This window comes from Castellaniella sp. (genome assembly GCF_041675725.1).
Taxonomy (GTDB): Bacteria; Pseudomonadota; Gammaproteobacteria; order Burkholderiales; family Burkholderiaceae_B; genus Castellaniella.
Map to the genome: position 1 here is coordinate 1 of NZ_JBAYTI010000048.1, position 20,982 is coordinate 20,982.

General features: G+C 62.8%; 21 protein-coding genes and 1 pseudogene. 9 read left to right on the forward strand and 13 right to left on the reverse strand.

Going from position 1 to position 20,982, the window contains the following annotated elements; translation table 11 throughout:
- The first annotated feature begins 451 nt into the window (after positions 1-451).
- A complete protein-coding gene (locus tag WCZ84_RS10185) occupies positions 452-1,138 on the forward strand; it encodes a haloacid dehalogenase type II (protein WP_372686162.1) in 687 nt (228 codons plus the stop codon).
- Positions 1,139-1,155: 17 nt separating this feature from the next.
- Positions 1,156-2,388, forward strand: coding sequence for an ABC transporter substrate-binding protein (locus WCZ84_RS10190; protein WP_372686163.1), 1,233 nt, complete (start codon positions 1,156-1,158; stop codon positions 2,386-2,388).
- 152 nt (positions 2,389-2,540) lie between these two features.
- Here the strand turns inward: WCZ84_RS10190 and WCZ84_RS10195 are convergent, their stop codons facing one another.
- Positions 2,541-2,846 (reverse strand): hypothetical protein, encoded by a 306-nt coding sequence (locus WCZ84_RS10195; RefSeq protein WP_372686164.1) that lies wholly within the window; start codon positions 2,844-2,846, stop codon positions 2,541-2,543.
- A 298-nt stretch (positions 2,847-3,144) separates the two neighbouring features.
- Between WCZ84_RS10195 and WCZ84_RS10200 the strand changes: the two genes are divergently transcribed.
- The 4 genes from WCZ84_RS10200 to WCZ84_RS10215 all read left to right on the forward strand — a co-directional run bounded on the left by WCZ84_RS10200 (position 3,145) and on the right by WCZ84_RS10215 (position 6,913).
- Positions 3,145-3,756 carry a hypothetical protein gene (locus tag WCZ84_RS10200; protein ID WP_372686165.1) on the forward strand — a complete coding sequence of 204 codons (612 nt, stop codon included), beginning with the start codon at positions 3,145-3,147 and terminating at the stop codon, positions 3,754-3,756.
- Between the two features lie 2 nt (positions 3,757-3,758).
- Complete coding sequence (locus tag WCZ84_RS10205; RefSeq protein ID WP_372686166.1) at positions 3,759-5,258, forward strand: cbb3-type cytochrome c oxidase subunit I; 1,500 nt, start codon at positions 3,759-3,761, stop codon at positions 5,256-5,258.
- Positions 5,259-5,390: 132 nt separating this feature from the next.
- A complete protein-coding gene (locus tag WCZ84_RS10210) occupies positions 5,391-6,179 on the forward strand; it encodes an SCO family protein (protein ID WP_372686167.1) in 789 nt (262 codons plus the stop codon).
- Positions 6,180-6,376: 197 nt separating this feature from the next.
- A complete protein-coding gene (locus WCZ84_RS10215) occupies positions 6,377-6,913 on the forward strand; it encodes a hypothetical protein (protein WP_372686168.1) in 537 nt (178 codons plus the stop codon).
- On the opposite strand, the gene WCZ84_RS10220 is transcribed toward WCZ84_RS10215, so the two are convergent.
- The gene (locus tag WCZ84_RS10220; RefSeq protein ID WP_372686169.1) at positions 6,858-7,520 is read right to left on the reverse strand and encodes a Crp/Fnr family transcriptional regulator; all 663 of its coding nucleotides are present in this window, start codon (positions 7,518-7,520) and stop codon (positions 6,858-6,860) included. The two genes, WCZ84_RS10215 and WCZ84_RS10220, sit on opposite strands and share 56 nt — an antisense overlap.
- A 440-nt stretch (positions 7,521-7,960) precedes the next feature.
- On the opposite strand from WCZ84_RS10220, the gene WCZ84_RS10225 reads away from it, so the two are divergent.
- Both WCZ84_RS10225 and WCZ84_RS10230 read left to right on the forward strand, forming a co-directional pair.
- Positions 7,961-8,341 carry a BrnT family toxin gene (locus WCZ84_RS10225; protein ID WP_372686170.1) on the forward strand — a complete coding sequence of 127 codons (381 nt, stop codon included), beginning with the start codon at positions 7,961-7,963 and terminating at the stop codon, positions 8,339-8,341.
- Positions 8,322-8,627 carry a BrnA antitoxin family protein gene (locus tag WCZ84_RS10230; RefSeq protein ID WP_372686171.1) on the forward strand — a complete coding sequence of 102 codons (306 nt, stop codon included), beginning with the start codon at positions 8,322-8,324 and terminating at the stop codon, positions 8,625-8,627. Before WCZ84_RS10225 ends, WCZ84_RS10230 begins: the two co-directional genes overlap by 20 nt.
- A 38-nt stretch (positions 8,628-8,665) precedes the next feature.
- Here the strand turns inward: WCZ84_RS10230 and WCZ84_RS10235 are convergent, their stop codons facing one another.
- The 6 genes from WCZ84_RS10235 to WCZ84_RS10260 form a co-directional block, all read right to left on the reverse strand.
- Positions 8,666-9,391, reverse strand: coding sequence for a hypothetical protein (locus WCZ84_RS10235; RefSeq protein ID WP_372686172.1), 726 nt, complete (start codon positions 9,389-9,391; stop codon positions 8,666-8,668).
- A 69-nt stretch (positions 9,392-9,460) separates the two neighbouring features.
- Positions 9,461-10,894: an FAD-binding oxidoreductase gene (locus tag WCZ84_RS10240; protein ID WP_372686173.1), complete on the reverse strand. Its 1,434-nt coding sequence runs from the start codon at positions 10,892-10,894 to the stop codon at positions 9,461-9,463.
- Between the two features lie 140 nt (positions 10,895-11,034).
- The gene (locus WCZ84_RS10245) at positions 11,035-11,811 is read right to left on the reverse strand and encodes an SDR family NAD(P)-dependent oxidoreductase (protein WP_372686174.1); all 777 of its coding nucleotides are present in this window, start codon (positions 11,809-11,811) and stop codon (positions 11,035-11,037) included.
- Positions 11,812-11,875: 64 nt separating this feature from the next.
- The gene (locus tag WCZ84_RS10250) at positions 11,876-12,376 is read right to left on the reverse strand and encodes a TRAP transporter small permease (protein ID WP_372686175.1); all 501 of its coding nucleotides are present in this window, start codon (positions 12,374-12,376) and stop codon (positions 11,876-11,878) included.
- A gap of 1 nt (position 12,377) precedes the next feature.
- Complete coding sequence (dctP, locus tag WCZ84_RS10255; RefSeq protein ID WP_372686176.1) at positions 12,378-13,472, reverse strand: TRAP transporter substrate-binding protein DctP; 1,095 nt, start codon at positions 13,470-13,472, stop codon at positions 12,378-12,380.
- Positions 13,473-13,581: 109 nt separating this feature from the next.
- Positions 13,582-15,033 (reverse strand): TRAP transporter large permease, encoded by a 1,452-nt coding sequence (locus WCZ84_RS10260; protein ID WP_372686177.1) that lies wholly within the window; start codon positions 15,031-15,033, stop codon positions 13,582-13,584.
- A 62-nt stretch (positions 15,034-15,095) separates the two neighbouring features.
- On the opposite strand from WCZ84_RS10260, the gene WCZ84_RS10265 reads away from it, so the two are divergent.
- The gene (locus tag WCZ84_RS10265; RefSeq protein ID WP_372686178.1) at positions 15,096-15,701 is read left to right on the forward strand and encodes a TetR/AcrR family transcriptional regulator; all 606 of its coding nucleotides are present in this window, start codon (positions 15,096-15,098) and stop codon (positions 15,699-15,701) included.
- Between the two features lie 324 nt (positions 15,702-16,025).
- Here the strand turns inward: WCZ84_RS10265 and WCZ84_RS10270 are convergent, their stop codons facing one another.
- The 5 genes and pseudogenes from WCZ84_RS10270 to WCZ84_RS10290 all read right to left on the reverse strand — a co-directional run.
- Positions 16,026-17,531, reverse strand: a complete 1,506-nt coding sequence (locus WCZ84_RS10270; RefSeq protein ID WP_372686179.1) for a nucleobase:cation symporter-2 family protein — start codon at positions 17,529-17,531, stop codon at positions 16,026-16,028.
- A 219-nt stretch (positions 17,532-17,750) separates the two neighbouring features.
- The gene (locus tag WCZ84_RS10275; protein ID WP_372686180.1) at positions 17,751-18,260 is read right to left on the reverse strand and encodes a MaoC/PaaZ C-terminal domain-containing protein; all 510 of its coding nucleotides are present in this window, start codon (positions 18,258-18,260) and stop codon (positions 17,751-17,753) included.
- Positions 18,261-18,354: 94 nt separating this feature from the next.
- Positions 18,355-18,975 (reverse strand): transcription termination/antitermination protein NusG, encoded by a 621-nt coding sequence (locus tag WCZ84_RS10280; protein ID WP_372686181.1) that lies wholly within the window; start codon positions 18,973-18,975, stop codon positions 18,355-18,357.
- 50 nt (positions 18,976-19,025) lie between these two features.
- Positions 19,026-20,753 carry a glucose-6-phosphate isomerase gene (gene pgi, locus WCZ84_RS10285; RefSeq protein WP_372686182.1) on the reverse strand — a complete coding sequence of 576 codons (1,728 nt, stop codon included), beginning with the start codon at positions 20,751-20,753 and terminating at the stop codon, positions 19,026-19,028.
- Positions 20,753-20,982, reverse strand: a pseudogene (locus WCZ84_RS10290) (acetyl-CoA C-acyltransferase); the annotation flags it as partial. The gene pgi and the pseudogene WCZ84_RS10290, both read right to left, overlap by 1 nt.

Consider the following 20,982-nt stretch of genomic DNA (forward strand, 5'->3'; position numbering starts at 1 on the left):
AAAACAACGATAACGGGTCCGGGTCACCCCAGCGCCGCTGACTGCCGTATTCTGCCAAGGCTACATTCCGCCAGGGCCGCACTGTGCCAACATTGTGCCAAACGACCAAACAGCGTCATCAGGGCCGTGAGCGTGGCCGTGAGCACGACTGCGAGTGCGACCGCGGCACGACTGCGAGCGCGACTGCGGGTGTGGATGCGACTGCGGGCGCGGTCATGCCGACCGGGCGCGTCACAAGCACATAATGCCGGAATGACCAAGAAATTCAGCATATTGTTCTTTTCAAGCAGCTTTTTTCTTGGATATCGGCATCAAATTTCATCTTGATTGTCTGATAATGCTAAATCATTTTCATTCTCATGCCATGGCAAAGGAGGCCACCACGAAATAATTACCGCGAGGCATTAAATATCAATTATTCACGATATTGAAGCAAAATTGGAGCAAAGAAATGACCATCAATATTGAAAAAATCAAGACGATTACGATCGATTCATATAGCACGCTGCTGGACGTCGACAGTGCCGCAGAACCTTTGAGAAAAAAGATCGCCAATGCCGACGAAGTCGCGAAGCTCTGGCGGCTCGAATCCCTGGTTTACGGGATGCTGTGCAATTTTTATGGCACCTACGAGAGCTTTTACGAGCTGAACCGGCAGGCGCTGCAGTATTCATTGAACGTCCACAAAATCGAGCTGTCGGATGCCGAAATCAACGACATACTGGCAATCTACCACGATCTCGAAGTGTTCAGCGACGTACGTGAAGGCGTCAAGACATTAAGGGAAATGGGGTACCCCGTCTACGTGCTCTCGAATGGCGATCCGCAGATGCTCAAATCACTGGTCAAGATCGCAAAGATCGATGACCTGATCAATGATTACATCAGCGTGGAAGAGATAAACAAATACAAGCCCGCAAAAGAGCTGTATCTGCACGGCGCAAAGCGTGCAAACACCCCGGTAGAAAACATCGTGCACATCAGCGCGGGCTGGTTCGATTTTGCGGGTGCCCAGCAGGCAGGCATGCAGGGTATCTGGATGAACCGTAAAAACGAAGTGCCCCGGGTCTTTGGGCCGAAACCCGACCTCGAGGTCACGTGTTTCGCCGACGTTATCAACCTGTTAAAAAACAAATAACAACACCGGAGTAGATCATGAAGCAAATTTTGAAGGCATGTTTGATTGGCAGTGCGCTATTGACTACCAACATTGCGATGGCTGCCGACAACGAAAAGACTGGCCAAGAGCCAGGTATGCCTGACGTTGTAACCATCGGTGTTATGGCAGAGATGTCTGGGATATACAAGGATTTCGAGGGGCCGGGTACCGTCGTTGCCGCAGAGATGGCCATAGAGGATTTCGGCGGCAGTGTTCTGGGCACGCCCATCAAGTTGATTTCCGCCGACTACCAGAACAAGCCCGAGGTCGCATTGTCGATCGCCAGAAAATGGATCGATATCGACCATGTGGACATGATGACGTCCCTGAGCAATTCAGCGGTGGGGATCGGTGTTCAAAAGCTGGCATCCGACAAGGACACCATCACCATCAACGTGGGTTCAGGCACGACCAAGCTGTCGGAAGAGGATTGCACGCCGTACGGCATCCAATATGCCTACAACACGTACGCCATCGCCTCCGGCCTGGCCTCTGGGATCATGAAGGCAGGCGGTGATTCCTGGTTCTTCGTGACAGCCGACTATGCCTACGGCAAGTCGATGGAACAGGACGCCAGAAACATCATCGAAAAAAATGGCGGCACGGTGGTCGGCAGTGTCAAAGTCCCGCTGGGCAATACGGATTTTTCATCCTATCTGCTTCAGGCACAGTCTTCCGGCGCAAAAATCGTTGCACTCGCCAACGGCGGACAGGACTTCGTGAATTCGCTGAAACAGGCCAAAGAGTTTCAAATCGACAAGGGCCAGCAACTGGTCGGCACGGTGGTTTTCATCACGGATGCGAAATCACTGGGCCTCGCCGTGGCATCGGGGCTCACGTTCACCAGCCCATGGTATTGGAACATCAGCGACGACGCCGAGAAATGGTCCCGCAGATTCTTCGAGAAACATGGCGCCATGCCGACCTTCATACAAGGCGGTGTGTATTCGGCCGTCACCAGCTATCTGAAGGCGGTCGAGAAGGCGGGCACCAATGATACCGAAGCCGTCAGGAAGGCGCTGGGCGAGCTGGAGATCAACGATATGTACATGCAGGGTGGCAAGATATTGCCCAATGGCCTGAATCTGCATGACATGCACTTGGTTCGCGTGAAAGACAAGGACCAGGTCCGCGAGGAATGGGACCTGTTCGAAACGGTGTCGACCATCCCTGGCGTGGATGCATTCAAGCCGTACCAGGAAAGCGGCTGCCCGCTGGTGGCCGGCTAAGCTGACCCGAGCCACATCGTCAGCAGTGCATCTATCCCGTTATTACCAGGCTGCCAGACTCATGGCTAAATTTTAGTCATGAGTATTCCGGAGTATTCCACGGCAGCCGCGCCAGGGCTTCGACTTCGTTGAAGAGTTCACCCTGGCGCGATTCATTGCTGGGGCAGAGCGGTATCTTCGCCTTCAACGTGGGCGATGTGGGTGATCTCTGGGCGCTCATACTGTTCGGCGCCCTTCCATCCTGTTTTCTTCGATTCCATCATGACGATGTAGATATCCCTATCGGCCTCATTCATTGAATGCACAATATTTTTCACGCGCTCATTACCGTCTTCATGCGCGACATAAATGACCCGCAGCATGGCATCCGCATATTTCGGGATTTTGCCACTTTTTTCCCAAGAGGCTACAGACTGTTCCGTGCGTCCAAGGTACCGCCCAAGATTTTTCTGAGACATCAACAACGCCAACCGTAGGTAGCGGAACTCTGCACCAGTGAGGCTCGATTTCTTGCGTACAAGGACCTTGCAGATTGCTCTGCTCAGGCCATCTACATCCTGAATTGAAACGGCCTTGCCGTAGGGTGTATTTATAGGTTGCTACACTTATTTGGTAACCAGACAACGGCGTCACGGCTCGACTCTCGCGTTCGGCATAGGCCTTGGTTGTAGTGCCCTTCTGCTCCAGAATTGAACCTGCGTTCAATCTTTTTGCGCAGACCCTCCCTACAATGGGGGGATTGTTTGCAAGAGACGTATGATGGCAACGCAGAACATTGTCTGGCCGCTGACGCTGCTGGGCATCGGCACGGTGGCACTGGTGTTCATTTTCGTGATCAGCCAGGCCAGGAAACCGGCCACGGAACAGGAAACCCAACAATCCACGCACACCGCCCACGTGATTCAGGCCTGGTTTTTCGGCCTGCTGGTCGTGGGGTTCGCGCTGGGCACGTGGCTCACGCTGCGGCATTTTCCTATCCCGCCACAGCACGCGCCAGTGCAGGCGGACGTCGACATGGATGTCGAGGGGTTCATGTGGGGCTGGCAGATCCCCGATACGCCTATCCAGGTGGGGCAGACGGTGGCGTTCCGAGTGACGAGCCGGGACGTGAACCACGATTTCGCGATTTATGGCCCGGATGGCAATCTGGTGGCGCAGACGCAGGCCATGCCGGAGTTCTACAACAAGCTGCTGGTCACGTTTGATACGCCGGGCGAGTACACGGTGCAGTGTTTGGAATACTGCGGCGTGGGCCACGGGTTCATGCGCAGCACGCTCACGGTCGCCGCGGACAAGGCCAGCCCGGCACCGGCCGGCACCACGGGCACAGCCAGTACGGCCAGTACGAGCGCGGCTGGGGGGCAGTGATCATGGCGAGCTTGACGATGTATCCGGCCGACGAGGCCCTGAGCGGACCTGAACGCGGCATTTTCAATGCCTATATGGTCACGGCGCTGGTGGCGCTGATCCTGTTCATGATGGTGGGCCTGACTATGCGCCTGCACGAGGCGCATTGGATTCAGCTTTCGCCCGTGCTGTTCTACGAGCTGTTGACGCTGCATGGCACTGGGATGGTGGGGATCACCTGGCTGGCCACGACGGCGGTGATGTGGTTTTTCCTGCGCAAGTACGTGACGCTGCACTTGTGGGCCATCGTGACCAATTATGTGCTGTTTGCGCTGGGGGTGCTGTGTATCCTGGTGGCGATCTTCGCGGGCGGCTACGCGGGTCTGTGGACGTTTCTGTATCCCTTGCCGGCCAAGAGCATGGGGGTATGGCCGCCCTGGGCGGCGGAACTGTACGTGATCGGCTATGTGCTGATCGGCGTGGGCGCGCTGCTCTTTTATCTGGATGCAACCGCCGGCATCATCAACCGGTATGGCAGCCTGGGGCGCGGGATGGGCTGGCAGTGGCTGTTCGGCGGCACGGTGGATCCGAATCATCCAAAGGCGGTGATCGCGAGCAGCGGGGTGATCATCGCCAACTCGCTGGGGATCATCGCGGGCGAGGTGGCGCTGTTCATGACGCTGGTCAACCTGTTCTACCCGGACATTACGCTCAACCCGCTGGTAGCCAAGAACGTGATCTACTGGTTTGGCCATATGGTGGCCAATGCCACGATCTACATGGGGGTGATCGCGGTCTATGAGCTGCTGCCGCGCTACACGGGCAAGCCGTACCTGGTGTCGCGCCCGTTCATCTGGGCCTGGCTGGTGACGGCGCTGTATGTGATCGTGGTCTTCCCGCATCATCTGTTCATGGACTTTGCGCAGCCGCGCTGGCTGGCGGTGACGGGCCAGATCGCGTCGTGGGTGGGCGGCTTCCCGGTGTTCGTGATCACGGTCTATGGCGCGCTGGTGAACTTGTACCGCTCGCAGATCCGCTGGCGGATGCCGGCGCTGCTGCTGGTGCTGGCGATGTTCGGCTGGGCCGCGGGCGTGGTGCCGGCGATCATGGATGGCACGATCCGCGTGAATGCGGTGATGCACAATACGCTGTGGGTGCCCGGGCATTTCCATTTCTACATGCTGATCGGGATGCTGCCGATGGTGCTGGCGCTGCTGTATCACCAGCTGGGGCGCCTGGAGCAGGAACGAGCGGCGGCGCCGGGTGTGACGGTCGCCGGGGGGCGCACGCTCGCCTGTCTGGACCGGATCGGCTTTCCTGTCTTTTTCGTCGGGGCGCTGGTGTTCGTGCTGGCTTTCCTATATGGCGGACAGTCTGGCGTGGCGCGGCGCATGGCCGAGCACTGGGAGACCTGGACGGCCAGCGACGGCGTGGGGGCGATCGGCGCGAGCCTGGTGGTGCTGGCCATGCTGTACTTTGTCCTGCGCCTGTGCGTGGGCCTGTTGAGGCGGCCCGCGGTATAGATCTTTGGGCCCGCGCCTGGGCCTGGCCTGTGGATCTCTGGGTCTCTGGGTCTCTGGGCCTTCGGCTTCTGGGTCTTCGGCTCTTTGAGGCCCCTTTTCGAGGCCCCCATGAGGCCCCCATGGAGCATTCTGATGTCTGCGATCAAGACTGGCCTGTGCAGTGCGGCTATTCTGGCCGCCGGCATCGTCGTATTTGCCAACGTCACGCACGGGTTTTCGGCCTACACCACGGAAAGCGCCCTGCGCCAGAGCGTCCAGGCGGCGCCGCGCGCCCTCCCCGCCGTGCAACTGCAGGCCGCCGACGGCTCGATGCTGTCGCTGGGGGCCAGCGGGTCCAGGCGGCCAGCGGGTGCGGACGGGGTCGCCGCGCCAGGCCCCTGGCGGGTGGCCGGTTTCATGTACACGCGCTGTACGACGGTGTGCTCGGTGCAAGGCAGCGAGTTTGCGCAGCTGCAGCAACAATTGGCGCCCGCTATCGCCCAAGGCCAGGTGGAGCTGCTGAGTATCAGCTTCGATCCGGCGCACGATACGCCCGCGGCTCTGCGGCGCTGGCAACAGCGCTTTGCAGGCGGGGCTTCTGGTTGGGCTTCTGATGGAGCTTATGGCGGGGTTTCAGGCAGGGCTTCTCATGGAGCTTCTGGTGAGGCGGTGACCCGCCGAGCGCTGGATGGCTCACCTGCACCGGCTGACGCTGGCTGGCGCGTGGCGCGGCCGCTGGATGACGCGGACCTGGACGCTCTGCTGCGCGTGTTCGGCGTGAAGGCCATCGCGGACGGCCTGGGTGGCTATGAGCACAATGCCGCCTTCAATCTGATCGATCCCCAAGGGCGGCTGGTGGCCGTGCTGGACTGGCGTGATCCACAAGCGGCCGCGCAGCGCATCCGCAGTGCGTTGGCCAGCGAGCCAGGAGCAGGACGATGAGGCGCCAGGGCGAAACGGCGGACGAGACGGCTTGCGTCACGGGCGAGCTTCGTGCCACGGGCGGGCTCTGGACCAAGAGCCGGCTCCGCGCCACGGGTGAGCTCCGGGCCAAGAGCGGGTGGATCGGCGGCAGTTTGGGAGTGGGCTTGTGGCTATTGTTACTTTTGCCGGCGCTGCGGGTACCACTGGAATCGGACATGCGTTTGCACATGCTGGTCCAGCTGCCTTTGCTGGCCCTGGCCGGACTGTGGCTGGGGCAGGCCGTGCCGGCGCGCGTGCGGGCGCATCTGGCGCCATGGAATCATCAGGGCATCAGCGGGCTGGTGCTGGCAAGCGTGGTCATGACGGTATGGATGCTGCCGCTGGCGCTGGATGCGGCGCTGGACCAACCGTGGGTGACGGCCGCGAAGTTTCTGAGCCTGCCGCTCTTGCTGGGATTGCCCTGCGCGCTGAGTTGGCCGCAGGCTGGATTTCTGGTGCGTGGGGTGTTCGTGGTCGAGCTGATCGCGACTCTGTTTCGCACGGGCTGGCTGTACCTGGCTTCACCTACTCGGCTGTGCACCAGCTACCTGCTGGATGCGCAGCAGGCAACCGGGCAGGCGCTGCTGGTGGCTGGCGGGCTGCTGTTCGTGCTGGCCGCGGGGCGCCTGGTCTGGCGCCGCGATTCTTCTTGCGGGGTCACAAGGCCTGCTGCTCGTAGTACGCGCGCAGGCCATCTGCATCCAGAATCGTAAACTCGCGCCCACGGATCAGGATCAGGCCGCGCTCGCCAAGGTCGTGCAAGATGCGGGAAAAATGCTGCGGTGTGAGGTTCAGGCGCGAGGCGATGACCCCTTTGGCCATGGGCAGGCGCATGGGGACGTCTTCGAGCCCACCGGATTCGCGCAGGAGATAGGCGATGAGCCGCTGGCGCCCACTGCGCACGGTATAGGCGCCGAAGTCGCCCATCATCATGTACAGGTGCCGGCTCAAGCTGGCCACGAGATGTCGCGCCAATGCGGGATTTTGCTCCATTTGCTGAATGACCAGGTCGCGCCCCAAATAGAGGAGCTCGCTGGGGTCCAGGGCCTCGGCCGTGATGATGTAGTGGTGTTCCATGAACATCAGCGCTTCGCCAAAGCTGTCGCCCGGCTCGATGATGCGCATGATGCGTTCGAGCCCGGAAGCGGTCTCGTGGTAGAGCTTGATGCGCCCGCTGACCACAATATGCATGCCGTCGCACGGCTCGCCTCTGAGCGCGATGATTTCACCCCGGCGCGCGCGCGAGCGGTGAGCGCCCTCGATCAGGGGAGCCAGCAGATCGGGCGGAATGCCCTGAAAATAAGGGATCTGTACGAGCATGGTGCGGCAAGGCGAGAGGCATTCTGTATAGGATACGCCATTGGGTGCCCAAGCGGCAGGGCTGGTGACTGGGTGGGAGTGTAGTGCCGCGCGACGGCCAGGGCCTCGCCGGGCCGGGGCACGTGGCCAATACTCTTTTTAAAAAAATTTGTAGTGACGCTTTTCGACTGTCATAAATCAAAATAGCGTCACTACAAAAATATTTAAAAACATTATTCAGCGCCTGCGACAAGCGCCTGCGACAAGCGCCTGCGACAAGCGCCTGCGACAAGCGCCTGCGGCAAGCGCCTACGACACCCACCTGCGGCACGCACACATAGCGGGCATCACCCGGCGCCCACCACTGGGAGCGGATCCACAGTAGACAAATTCAGCCCAATGCATATTCAAACCCTATGGGAGGCCGGTACATTCATCACAGACGACACGAGAAGAAAACGATGCGACTTCCTACTTTTCACTTCGAAGTCAAGCTGACCACCATCGGCTGGAATCCAAATGCCGCCCCCGCGAAGCCACGCCGTCGCTCGCCGCGGTGGATGCTCGCAGTTGCGTGCGATACGGGCGTGAGTGCCCGCAACACCACGCAGCATCAAGTCTCGTTTGCCGAAGCCGAACTGGTCTTCTATGATCCGCATCGTATCCGTATTCTTGCCCGCCACCGGGACGACGCCGACCCATGGTGGGTCACCATCGGCTGGGCACAGGGCGTATTCCTGGCCGTGGCGTATCGGGTGATGCGCGATGGCACAATCCAAATCGTTTCTGCACGCAGGGTGAACGAAGATGAACGACGGCTTTATGCTGCAACATACCATTAACCTGAAGCGCCGCCCCCGCCTCGACAGCATGACGGCGGTCCGGCTGTATAACCTGCGCATGATGGCGGATGGCGATATCAAGTATTTCGATATCCCAGAGCTCGCGCACGAAAAAGGCTGGAGGCGGGTCGGCCTGCCGCACAAGAAACAGTCCATCACCCTGCGCGTGGACGCGGACGTGCTGGACTTTTTCAAATCCACGGGCCCCGGCTACCAGGGGCGCATGAACACAGTGCTACGGGCATTCGTCGAGGCTCAGGCCGAACAAGGCGTCATCGTCCGGTAGCTGGAAACCCCTCCCATAACCACCACAGAGCGCCGCGATTAAAGCTCGTTCTTCTCCAACCCCAGCGTCAGCCCATATAACCCAGCCAGCGTAACCGTATGGCGGCCAGCATCGTTCATATAGTCTGTATCGCCTATATGATCCATACGGCCCGCTGGGCTGCGAAGTGCGTCGATGAACTGTTGCGCCTGCGCATGCACGGCGGCGGCGTTGGTGCCTTCGATCAGGGCGTACCAGCCGTTCATGGGGCCCGCTGCATCATCATCGACAAAGGACTTGGACAACTCAGGGTGGCAGCGCACCCAGTGGGCGGCGATGATGTCGTTCTGTGTCACCGCGCGCGCCAGTAGCGCCTGTACACGCGCTTGCAACGGGTCGTCATCCGCCTTTGTGCCGTCATTGCCTGGCGCGACGGTGATGAAGGCCAGGAAGGCGCCGTGACCCTGGCCATGACTCTGCACGACGGTTGCGATGGCGCGTGAGCCAGTCTGAAAACGGGTCAGATAATGCTGCGTCCGCTCGGTGGGGTGAGAGATGGCCTGATGGTAGGCGGGGCCGGTGAACACGTTGACCGCACGCGTAGTGCAGATCGCCAGGTACCGATCGGTGCCTTCCAGGGCGCGATAGCGTCGCCCGCTGACAAAGCCATCGATGCGTACGCGCTCGGGCAGGTGTTCCTTGTCGAACCATTCATTGAAACCTGGCTCATCGTCGGCGGCGACGTTGATGCGCGTAATGTGCAGTCCGAAACCGGGCAATGGCATAGAGCGCTCCTATTTCATGGGTGCAGAATCATGGGTGCAGAAATTCGCAGACCGGTACCTTGCAAGGGTTCACAGGCCAGTATCCCGCAGGGGTTCATAGGCCAGCACTTTGCCGGGGTTCAGGATATTGAGCGGATCCAGCGCCTTCTTGATGGCGCGCATCATAGCGATGCTGCCGGGGCCGGCTTCGTTCACCAGAAAGTCGATCTTGTGCAGGCCGATGCCGTGCTCGCCGGTGCAGGTGCCCTGCATGTCCAGGGCCATGTGGACCAGGTCGTGGTTCAGTGCCTCAGCGCGCGCCAGTTGGTCGGGGTCATCCGGATGCACGAGATAACCCATGTGAAAATTGCCGTCGCCGACGTGGCCGACCAGATAATACGGTATGCCGCTTTCATCGGCTTTCTTTACGGTGATCGTCACTGCTTCGGCCAGCCGCGAGATGGGCACGCAGATGTCGGTGGTGACGCTGCGCGTGCCCGGGTGGTTGGCCAGGCCGGCAAAATGCGCATGATGGCGGGCTGTCCAGAGCCGGGTGCGCGCCTCGGGGGTGCTGGCCCATTCGAAGTCCGAGCCCCCATGCTGCGCGGCGATCTCCTGGACCTGTTCGACCTGCTCCAGCACCCCTGTGGGGCTGCCATGGAACTCGAGCAGCAGCAGGGGCTTTTCGGCCAGGCCGATCTTGCTGTACTGATTCACCATGTGCACCGTATAGGCATCGATGAGCTCGGAGCGCGCGATGGGGATGCCGGCCTGGATGATTTCGATCACGCTGCGCACGGCGCTTTCGATGTCGGGAAACGAGCAGGTGGCGGCCATGATGGCTTCGGGCAGCGGGTGGATGCGCAAGGTGATTTCGGTGAACACGGCCAGGGTGCCCTCGCTGCCCACCAGCAGGTGGGTGAGGTCATAGCCGGCGCTGGTCTTGTTGGCGCGCGTACCGGTGTGCACCAGTTCGCCGGTCGTATCGACGGCCTGCAGTGCGAGCACGTTCTCGCGCATGGTGCCGTAGCGCACCGCGGTGGTGCCGCTGGCGCTGGTCGAGGCCATGCCGCCCAGGGTCGCGTTGGCCCCCGGGTCGATGGGGAAGAAAAACCCCTGGTCCCGCAGCTCGTGATTCAGCTGCTCGCGCGTGACGCCGGGCTGTACGGTGACGGTCATGTCTTCGGTGTGGATGTCGAGGATGCGGTTCATCTGCGACAGATCCAGCGACAGCCCGCCGTGGACGGCCAGGATCTGGCCCTCGACGGATGAGCCTACCCCGTAGGGGATGAGCGGCACGCGGTACTGTGTGCACAGACGCATGGCGTCCTGGACGTCGGCCGTGTCGCGTGCAAAGACCACGCCGTTGGGCGGCATGCTGGCAAACGGGGATTCATCGCGTCCATGCTGTTCGAGCACCGAACGGTTGTCTGAATATTGCTCGCCGAACCGGGCCTGCAGCGCCTCGACGAAGGCGACGGGCAAGTCCAGCTGAATGGGTTTGAGGGAGGCTGTCGTATACATGGAACAGGGTGTTTTCTCGGTTTTTCAATTTTTCAGTCTTTCGGCCTTTGGAGCTTGCAACCTTTCTGGCTTGCAACCTTTCTGGCTTGCAACCTTTGGGGCTTGCAACAAAGAGCGAAGAGCACGGGCTGACGGTGTTTTCAGGGCAGGTCCTTGAACGTCACCCAACCGGTGCCTGCGAGCCAGCCGCAATCCACCGGCAGGGTGATGCCGGTGATGGCGCTGGCGTCGTCGGACAGCAGGAAGCGCGCGGTCCGGGCGACTTCGTCCGTGCTCACGAAGCGCTTCATCGGCACGAACGACAGAACCCGCGTGCTGTCGCGCTGGCCGCTGTCGATCTGCTGCTGCAGGCCCTTGGTGAGCGTGAAGCCCGGGGCGATGGCGTTGATGCGCACGCCGCCCGGAGCGGCCGACACGGCCAGGCCGCTGACCAGGCTGTTGAGCGCGGCCTTCGCGGGCGCGTAGGCCAGCAGCGGCGAGCTGCGGTAGGCCATGATGGAGGACACCACCAGGATGGCCCCCTGCCCGGCGGCCCGCATGGGTTCGAGCCATACTTTGCAAGCGTGGTAGGTGCCGTCGTAGTTGATGCGCCAGACGCGCTCGTGCAAAGCCAGGTCGAAGTCGCGGATGTCCTCGACCGGCTGCAGGATGCCGGCCGCCGTCACCAGGAACCGGGCCGTGATCCCGCGCTGCGCCAAGTCGTCCTGCACGGCCTGCAGCGCGCCGATCTGCGATACGTCGGCCTGATAGCACAGGCACTGCACGCCCAAGGCATCGAATTCGCCCCGCAAGGCGTCGAAAGCATGGTCGTGGAGGTCCACGATGACCAGGTGCGCGCCCTGCCGGGCCAGGTCCTGGGCAATTGCCAGGCCGATGCCGCTGGCGCCTCCGGTGATGAGGGCCCATTGATTGTTCATGGGATGTTCGCCTCCTGTATGTATTGCTGTCACTGTCTTATTGTCACTGTCTTGTTGTCATGGATCAGGCGTCCGGGCCGTCCGTGGGCGACAGCATCTGCCGCAGCAGCAGCATGACCCAGATCACCAGGCCCAGCACGATGATGACGCGCGCGGGCCAGATCGGCACCATGGCGACTCCGAACCGGTACTCTTCGATCTCGATGGATTGCAGGGCCTTGAGGACGTTGGCGACGATCATCCAGGCCAGCGCGAGTACGCCCACCCCCAGGCCGATGCGCCGGATCAGCGCTTCGCCGCGGGTCTTCAGGCGTGTGACGAACAGGTCCACCCCCACGTGGTTGCCGCAAATCTGCGCGTAGCCCAGGCCCAGGAAGATGCCGCCCACCAGAAAGACCTCGGAGTATTCGATGATCCCGTAGATGGTCGCCTGCGGCACGAAGCGCCCGATGACCGACGAGATCATGACCACCAGGATGCCGCAGATCAGAAAACAGCCCAGCACCGCGGCACTAAATGCCACGGTGCGGGCCAGCCGGTCGAAGCGCGGGAAACGCGTGCGCATGTCACTCTACGCAGTCACGTTCGCCGCTGACGTAGCTGGAGGCCTGGTCATACTTGTGGTATACGGCCAGGTATTCGGCCAGGAAATCGTCGATCTCCTGCTCGGACAGGCCCGCCTTGGCGGTCTGTGCTTTCCAGATGCCCAGCACGCTGTCGCCGATCGCATCCTTGTACTGCTTCTTGGCCTCATCCGACCAGACGACGATCGTGCCTTTTTGCTCTTGGATTTTCTTGCAGGATTCGAGCGTGGTGGTCTTGAGCGAGTTCATGGCCACGCCCTGGTAGCTGGCCACGATGGCGTCGATCTTGTCTTTCTGCGCCTGGCTGAGGCCGTCCCAAATTTTCTTGGTCATCAGCAGGACGCCCATGTTGTACAGGCCCATGCCGGTATCGGCGGTGTACGGGGCCACTTCGGGCAGCGACATGACGACCGCGGCATCGAACGGCACCGAGGTATAGCCGTCGATCACCCCGGTATCCAGCGACTGGTAGATCTCCGGCGCGGTGAGCGCAATGGGCAGGGCCTTGATCTCTTTGAGCGTGGCCGTCTGCAGCGCGGCGGCGCGGATCTTTTTGCCGACCAGGCCCGCGATGTCGGTGATCTTTTCGCGCGACCCCAGAACGGTGGGGTTCAGCGGCACGAAGCTGACGATATGCACGCCGGCTTTGTCGTACTCTTCTTTGAACTTCTTGTTCGTCTGGTACAGCTCTGCGTAGGTCTGCACGGCCGCTTCGGCGTTGGTGCCCATAAAGGGCACGCTGGCCAGCTGCGACAGCGGCAGCTGGCGCGGGAAATACAGGATGGAGATGAAGCCGAGGTCGGCGCGTCCGTCAGCCACGCCCGACAGAATGTCGGTCGCCGACAGCAGGGATTCTTGGTAATAGCCCTTGACGTTGGCGATGCCCTGCTCTTTCAGCGGCTGGAACAGGCCGGGCTCCCAGCCCCGGGCGTATGAGGTCGTGGGTTGCTGGTATTCGGCAAATTTCCAGTTGAACGGCTTGGCATCGGCCCATGCCGCCGAGCAGGCCAGGGCGAGCCCGGCCGCCACGGCCCCCAGTACCGACAGCCGCGCCCGGTGGACGCGCCTTGTGGGCATTTGCGGCCTCGCGGGCGTCTGCGGCCTCGTGGACATCTGCGTGATGCCCGATTCCAGATTTCTGGCTTTCATTTTTCTTGTCTCCTTCATGGTTATGCTCCTATCAGGGTTAATGCATGTGTTGCGGCAGCCACAGGACGATTTCCGGAAAGGCAAAGAACAGCAACACGGCAATGATCTGCAGTGGCAGCAGCAGGAAAATCCCCTTGAAGGCCTTTTCGAGCGTCACGCCCGGCGTGCCGGCCACCACGAACACATTCAGCCCCACGGGCGGTGTGACCAGCCCGATTTCGATCATCTGCACGAGCAGGATGCCAAACCAGATACCGCTGAAGCCCAGGGCCTTGATCACCGGATGGGCGAGCGGCACGATGATCAGCAGAATGGATACCGGGTCCAGAAACATCCCCAGCGGGATCATGGCCAGCAGCAACAGCCCGACAATCACTTTGGGATCCAGCGGCAGGGCCGCGACCCACTCGGCAAACTGCGAGGGGATGTCGATGCTAACCAGGAAATACGTGAAAACCGAGGCCCCCACCAGAATGGCGAAGATGAAGCTGGTGGTCGCCGTGGTCTCGGCAAAAGCGCCCGCCGCCTTGCGCCAGACATCGCGCGCCGGCAGCCGCGTGAGCTCGAGCGCGAGGATCACCATGCCCGCCAGAGCGCCCACGGCCGCCGCTTCGTTCACGGTGACGATCCCGGTATAAATCCCGCCGACTACCACCAGGAACAACAGCATGCCTTCGATGGCGCCCACCCACGGCGAGCGCTGGGGCTGGGCGCCCGCCCCCGGGCTGGCAGCGGCTGCGGTGGATGCGGTGGCGGCGGCGGTGGTGGCGGCCACGGCCGCAGCGGCGGCTTCGACGTCCGTGGTGGCGGCGGCGATCGGAGTGGCTATGGTGGATGCACTGGATGCAGTGGCCGCAGCGGGCTCAGGGGTGCCGGCATGGCGGGTGAAGCGCGCGATGACCATGACGCCTACGGCGAGGATGATGGCCGACACCACGCCGGGTACGATGCCTGCGATGAGCAGGCTGCCGATGGATTCTTCGGCCATGATGCCGTAGAGCACCAGGATGATGCTGGGCGGGATCATCACGCTGAGCGTACCGGCCACGGCGACGATGCCGGATGCCAGTTCGGTAGAGTAGCGGTATTTGATCATTTCGTGGATCGAGACCCGCCCGATGGTCGAGGCCGCGGCCACACTGGAGCCTGATACCGCTCCGAACGCCGCGCAGGCGGCGATGGTGGCTACGCCCAGCCCGCCCGGGATTTTCCGGAACAGCCGGTCTGCGATACGGAACATGTCTTCGGCGATGCGCGCCTTTTCGGCTGCGATCCCCATGAGCAGGAACATGGGGATGACCACCAGCGCGATCTTGGCGGTCGCCTGGTAGGGCAAGGCCCCGAGCGTGGTGCTGGTGATGTCCAGGCCGCTGCTGAGCACCAGGCCTACAATGCCGGATACCAGCAGGCCCAAGGCGACGGGCGCCCCGGTCATGAGCATGAGCAGCAGGACCAGAGTGGCGATTTCCAGCAACAGGATATTACTCATGCGTCAAACCTGCTAAAACTGTACGTTCAGTATAGCAAACACGCTGTCCGCAGAGGCAAGCCATGAATCGAAAAAAACGAGAGGGAACCAGGCCTTCGCCAGGCCGGCCCCGCAGCCGGGCCGCCGAAACGGCGATCCTGGACGCGGCCTACCATCTGTTGGCCGAGCGGGGCCTGAAAAAGGCGACTGTCGAGGCCATTGCCGCCGAGGCCAAGGTCAGCAAGGCCACCATCTACAAATGGTGGACGGGCCGGGCGGCCGTGCTCATGTCGGCATTCCTGCGCGAAGCACGCCACGCGCTGCCCTACCCGACGGCGCTGAACGCTGCCGAAATCGAGCGCTGCCTGATGGCCATGGCCCACCAGTTTCGCGGCCCCATCGGCCAGATGATGGCGGCCATCATCGCCGAAGGCCAGGTCAGTGAAGACTTTTCCCACGAGTTCTGCCAAGGGTACATCAACGCGCGGCGCGCAGACGGCGTCCAGCTGGTGCAGCAGGGGATCGACCTGGGGATCCTGCGCCCCGGCAACCCGCACACTATCCTGGATCTGCTCTATGCGCCGCTGTATTACCGGCTGCTGGTGAAGCACCAGCCGATCACCGACGCGTTCGTGACTGAGTACGTGGGACTGGTCCTGAAGGGGGTGTTGGCAGACGACGAAACGTAGCTACAAGCGAGGTGCCAGGCGACGTACCATGAAGGTTTCTCAGAAAATTTGTAGTGACGCTTTTCGACTGTCATAAATCAAAATAGCGTCACTACAAAAATATCTAAAAACATTATTCAGCGCCCGCAGCGCCTGCGGCGCGTCGCCCATCATAAATGTAGTGACGGAATTCTGGGCCATGCCAGCCAAAACACGTCACTACAAAAATTTAAAAATACCTGCTGCCCCCGCACCTGCTGCCACCCGCTCCTGCTGCTACCCGCACCTGCTGCTACCCGCGCGCCCTACCGCGCCCTACCCGCCCTACCCTATGCCGCCCTCGCCTTATGCGCCGCCTCCGGCCGCTTCGACCGCCTCGACCGCTTCGCCCTCTTGCGCGTGCGGGGCGTCGCGCGAAGCGCCGTTGAAGAACAGGTTCAGCAGCACGGCGGCGATCGAGGTCAGCAAAATACCGGATTCGATCAGCGGGTGGATGGACGCCGGCATCCACTGCCGGAACTGCGGCGCCACCACGGGGATCATGCCCACGCCGATGGAGATCGCAACGATCATGGCGTTGTTGCGGTTGCGGGTGAAGTCCACCGAACCCAGGATGCGGATGCCCGTGGCGGTGACCATGCCGAACATGACGATGCCGGCGCCCCCCAGAACCACGGTGGGCAGGGATTCGACCAGCGCAGCCAATTTGGGCAGCAGGCCCAGGATGAGCAGGATGACGCCGCTGGCCACGCAGACGTAACGGCTGCGCACGCCCGTCACGGCCACCAGGCCGACGTTCTGCGAGAAGCTGGAATACGGGAAGGTATTGAAGATGCCGCCGATCAGCGTACCCAGGCCGTCGGTGCGCAGGCCGCGGGCCAGGTCTTTCTGGCCGATCTTCTTGCCGGTCATCTCGCCCAGGGCCAGAAACATGCCGGTGGATTCGATGAGGATCACGATCATCACCAGCACCATCGTCAGAATCATCCAGAAATCGAACTTGGGCATGCCGAAATGAAACGGCAGCACCACGTCCACCCAATCGGCGCGCGCCACCTTTTCGAACGTCATCATGCCCATCAGGCTGGTGATGACGGCCCCGACGACGATGCCCAGCAACACGGCGATGTTCGCCAGGAAGCCCTTGCAGAATTTGGCGATCAGCAGGATGGACACCAGCACGATGCCGGCGATGCCCACGCCGGTGAGATCCGCATAACGCGGGTTGGGCACAGTGGGCAGGATGGCCAGGCCCTGGGGCACATCGGGCAGCGGCGAGCCGGGCGCCCCGGCGGCGGCGCGGATTTCTTTCAGCCAGTTCATGTAGTTGGGGTCGACCAGCGCCGGCGCGGTGGGCCCCACGGGGTTGCCGAAGATCCAGTTGATGCCCACGCGCATGAGCGTGATGCCGATGATGGCGATGATGGTGCCGGTGACCACGGGCGGAAAGAAGCGCAGCAGCTTGCTGACCCAAGGTGCGATGAGAATGGTGATGATGCCGGCCGCGATGATGGTGCCAAACAGCAGCTGGGCGCCTTCGTGGCCCTGCGCGGTGTTGGCGATGTGGATCATGGGGCCCACGGGGGCGAAACTGACGCCCATGATGACGGGCAGCTTGATGCCGAACCACTGGGTAGCGCCCAAGGACTGGATGATGGTGGCGATGCCGCAGGCGAACAGGTCGGCCGCGATCAGCAGGGAGACCTCGTGGGCATCCAGGTTCAGGGCGCGGCCGATGATGAGCGGCACGGCCACCGCGCCGGCGTACATAACGAGCACGTGCTGCAGGCCTAGGGCGGTGAGTTGGCCGAACGGCAGCATTTCGTCGACGGGCGCGACGGTTTGGCTCATGGTGCGTCTCCGGTTTTTGCTTCAGCGGTTTTTGCTTCGGCGGTTTTTGCTTTCGCCTTACTCTACCGGTTGCGCCCAGGCCAGCGCATGCAATTTCCGTGATAACGACTATATTGGATTGGATATGCCGCCAGCCGATGCCGCCAGCCGATCCCGCGAACCGATACCGACGGCTGGACGGGTCGCTGGACGGCGGCTGGATAGGCCGCTGTCAGTCGGTCATTTATTTGAACCGATCGAGGCCATGGGATCCCCGGCCTTGACCATACGCTTCGCGGTGTACTGAAGCACCAGTTCGCCCTTCTGATTGATGACGTCGTTCAGGGCCGACACGATGCCGCGATCCTGCCGGGATGTCAGGCGCGCCGATTGCACCAGGCATTCGACATGAATGGTGTCGCCCGCGAATACCGGCCGTTTCACCTCGAGTTCCATACCCAGGAACGCCAGGCCGGTATGCTGCATCACGGATTGCATCAGCAAGCCTTCGGCAAAACTGTAGACCAGCCCGCCGGGTGCCAGGCGGCCCTTGATGAGCGAATGGTGTTCGAGATAATCCAGATTGGTGAACAGGACTTCCAGCATCCCCGTAACACAGACGAAATTGGTAATGTCGGCCTCGGTGATGGTTCGCCCTATGGTGCGAAACCGGCGCCCAACCGTCCACCCTTCGAAAGGAATGCCCAGGCCGACTGTTTCCAGTGCGTTGGACTCATCCGCTGTACTCATTTTGCCCCCTTGAAAACTCATTGGTTCATCGATGGTTCATCGATGTGCATCGATAGTATAGGCAACTGAATCAACGCTCAACCGCCCGCCGGGTTCAGCGCGGCGCGATGTGTGCAAACGCCACCTGGACGTGCTGGGGCCGGCCCAGGATCTCCAGCAGCAAGGTCACACGATCCCTGGAGACCGATTGCACCAGGGCCTCCAGCCCGGCAAAGGCCGGATCCAGCAGGCGCACGGCCATGCCGGGCGCGTACGGGCTGATGGCATCCAGGGGCGCCATGTTGCGCCAGGCCTCGGCCTGGCGGATGGCCTCGACGGCGGCATCGGCCAGCAGCGCGGGCTGGTGCCCGAACAGAACCAGGCGGCTGACCCCCACGGTGGAGCGCACCACCGCCAGCGACTGCGTGGCGCGCGTGGGGCGCAGGAACAGATAGCGCGGGAACATCGGCTCGAAGGTGGTGAGCGGCTGGCTGCGGGTACGCAGACTGCCAGCGCGCGAACCGCCAGCGCGCGAATCACCGGTACGCGGGCCGCCTGCGCCCAGCCCGGCGCCCGAGTCGCCAGCACGCGCACCGCGTCCGCGTGTTGGTCGGGCGAAAACCCGGAACAGCGGCAGGTAGACCTCGAAGGCCTGGCGCTCGAGCTGCTCCAGGGCGACGCGCTCCTGCCGGGGCTTACTGTGAACAACGTACCAGGCGGTGGGCAATGTCGACATCGGGTTCTCTACATCGGGGCACCCCGGCACGGTGACCGGAGCGCCTGCGCTCAGCGCGGGGGCTGGCGCAACTGCTGGATCCAGTAGCAAGTGGACTGGTCGTGGGGACCGCCGCGGGTGCCGCTGCGGGTGCTCTCGCTGCGGGTGCTCTCGCCGCGGGTGCTCTCGCTGCGGATGCTCTCGTCGGAGGCGCTCTCGTGGGAGGTGCTCTCGTGGGAGGTGCTCTCGTGGTAGGCACTCTCGTCATCCGGCCGGGCCAACGCGGCGATGATGTGATCGGCCAGGCCCTTGCCGTATTCGACGCCCCATTGGTCGAAAGGATCGATGCCCCAAAGCACGCCCTGGGTGAAGACACGGTGCTCGTACAGGGCAAGCAGCGCCCCCAGGGCGTAGGGTGTCAGGCGCGGCAGCACGATCAGGTGGCTGGGGCGTCCGCCGGCGTGCACGCGGTGCGGCGCCAGGCGGGCGGCCTCGGCGGCGTCCAGCCCTTCGGCGCGGCACTCGGCCAGCGCCTGGGCCAGGGTCTTGCCCTGCATCAGGGCTTCGCGCTGCGCCAGGCAGTTGGCCACCAGCTGGCGGTGGTGCGCCGGCCACTGGTGGTCGGCGCTGCGGCAGAAGATGAAATCCACCGGAGCGCCGTCGCTGCCCTGGTGCAGCCACTGAAAGAAGGTGTGCTGCGCATCGGTGCCGGGCATGCCCCAGACGGCTGGGCCGGTGGGCACGCCCACGGGGCGGCCGGCGGTGTCCACCGACTTGCCCAGGGATTCCATGTCGAGCTGCTGCACGTAGGGCACCAGGTAGGCCAGGCGCGAGTCGTACGGGGCGATGTTGAGCGAGCCCTGGCCCAGCACGCTGCGGTTGACGACGCCGGACAGGGCCATGCGCACGGGCGCGTTGCTGGCCAGCGGCGCCTGGGCGAAGTGCTCGTCCATGGCGGCCGCGCCCATGCGCAGACCGGCCAATACTTCGCTGCCCACGGCCAGGGCGGTGGTGACACTGACGGCAGACCAGATCGAGAAGCGCCCGCCGACCCAGTCCCAGAGCCGGAAGATGCGGGCCTCGGGCACGCCCCAGGCCAGGGCGCGGTCGAGGCGGGCCGTGACGGCGACCAGGTGCTCGGCGGGGTCCAGGCCGGCGGCCTGCAGCCATTCGCGCGCGCGGGCGCCATTTTCCAGGGTTTCGGCGGTGCCGAAGGATTTGCTGGCCAGCACGACCAGCGTGTGGCGCGGATCCAGCCCGGCCAGGCCGCCCTCGATGGCGTGGCCGTCGATGTTGGAGACGAAGCGCACGTCGCGCCAGGTGCCGGCATAGCCGAAGGCCGAGACGGCCAGGCGCACGCCCCACACGGAGCCGCCGATGCCGATGTGCACGATATGGCGCCAGCGCCGCTCGGTGTCGGCGCGGCGCACGAAACTGTCGAGCCGCTCGCGCTCTTCGAACGGCGCCTGGGCGGCGGGGTGGCCGGCCATGGCGCGCGGCAGCGAGGGCGTGCGCAACAGGCTGTGCCAGGCGGCGCGGCCTTCGGTGCAGTTGACCACGTCGCCCGCCAGCAGGCGCGCGCGCGCCGGCTCGAAGCCACGGGCGGCGAGCAGACCCAGCCCGGCAGCCATGAGCGCATCGGAATAGGGTTGGCCACTGGCGTCCAGCGTGAGCCCGGGGGCTTCGATCAGGTCGAGCCGCGCCGGTTGGGGCGCGGCCTGCCGGGCGGCCTGAACGAAGGCGCGCCATTCGGGAAGATCGGCCAGAGGGCGCTGCGGGGCCGGGAAGGGCACCGCCATCAGCAGCGCTCGTAGATGCCGGCCGCGCCCATGCCGGTGCCCTCGCACATGGTGACCATGCCGTAGCGCAGGTTTCGGCGGCGCAGAGCGTGGATGGTGGTGGCCGAGCGGATGGCGCCGGTGGCCCCCAGGGGATGGCCCAGTGCAATGGCGCCGCCCATGGGGTTGACGATGGTTTCGTCTAGACCCAGATCGCGGATCACGGCCAGCGATTGCGCGGCAAAGGCTT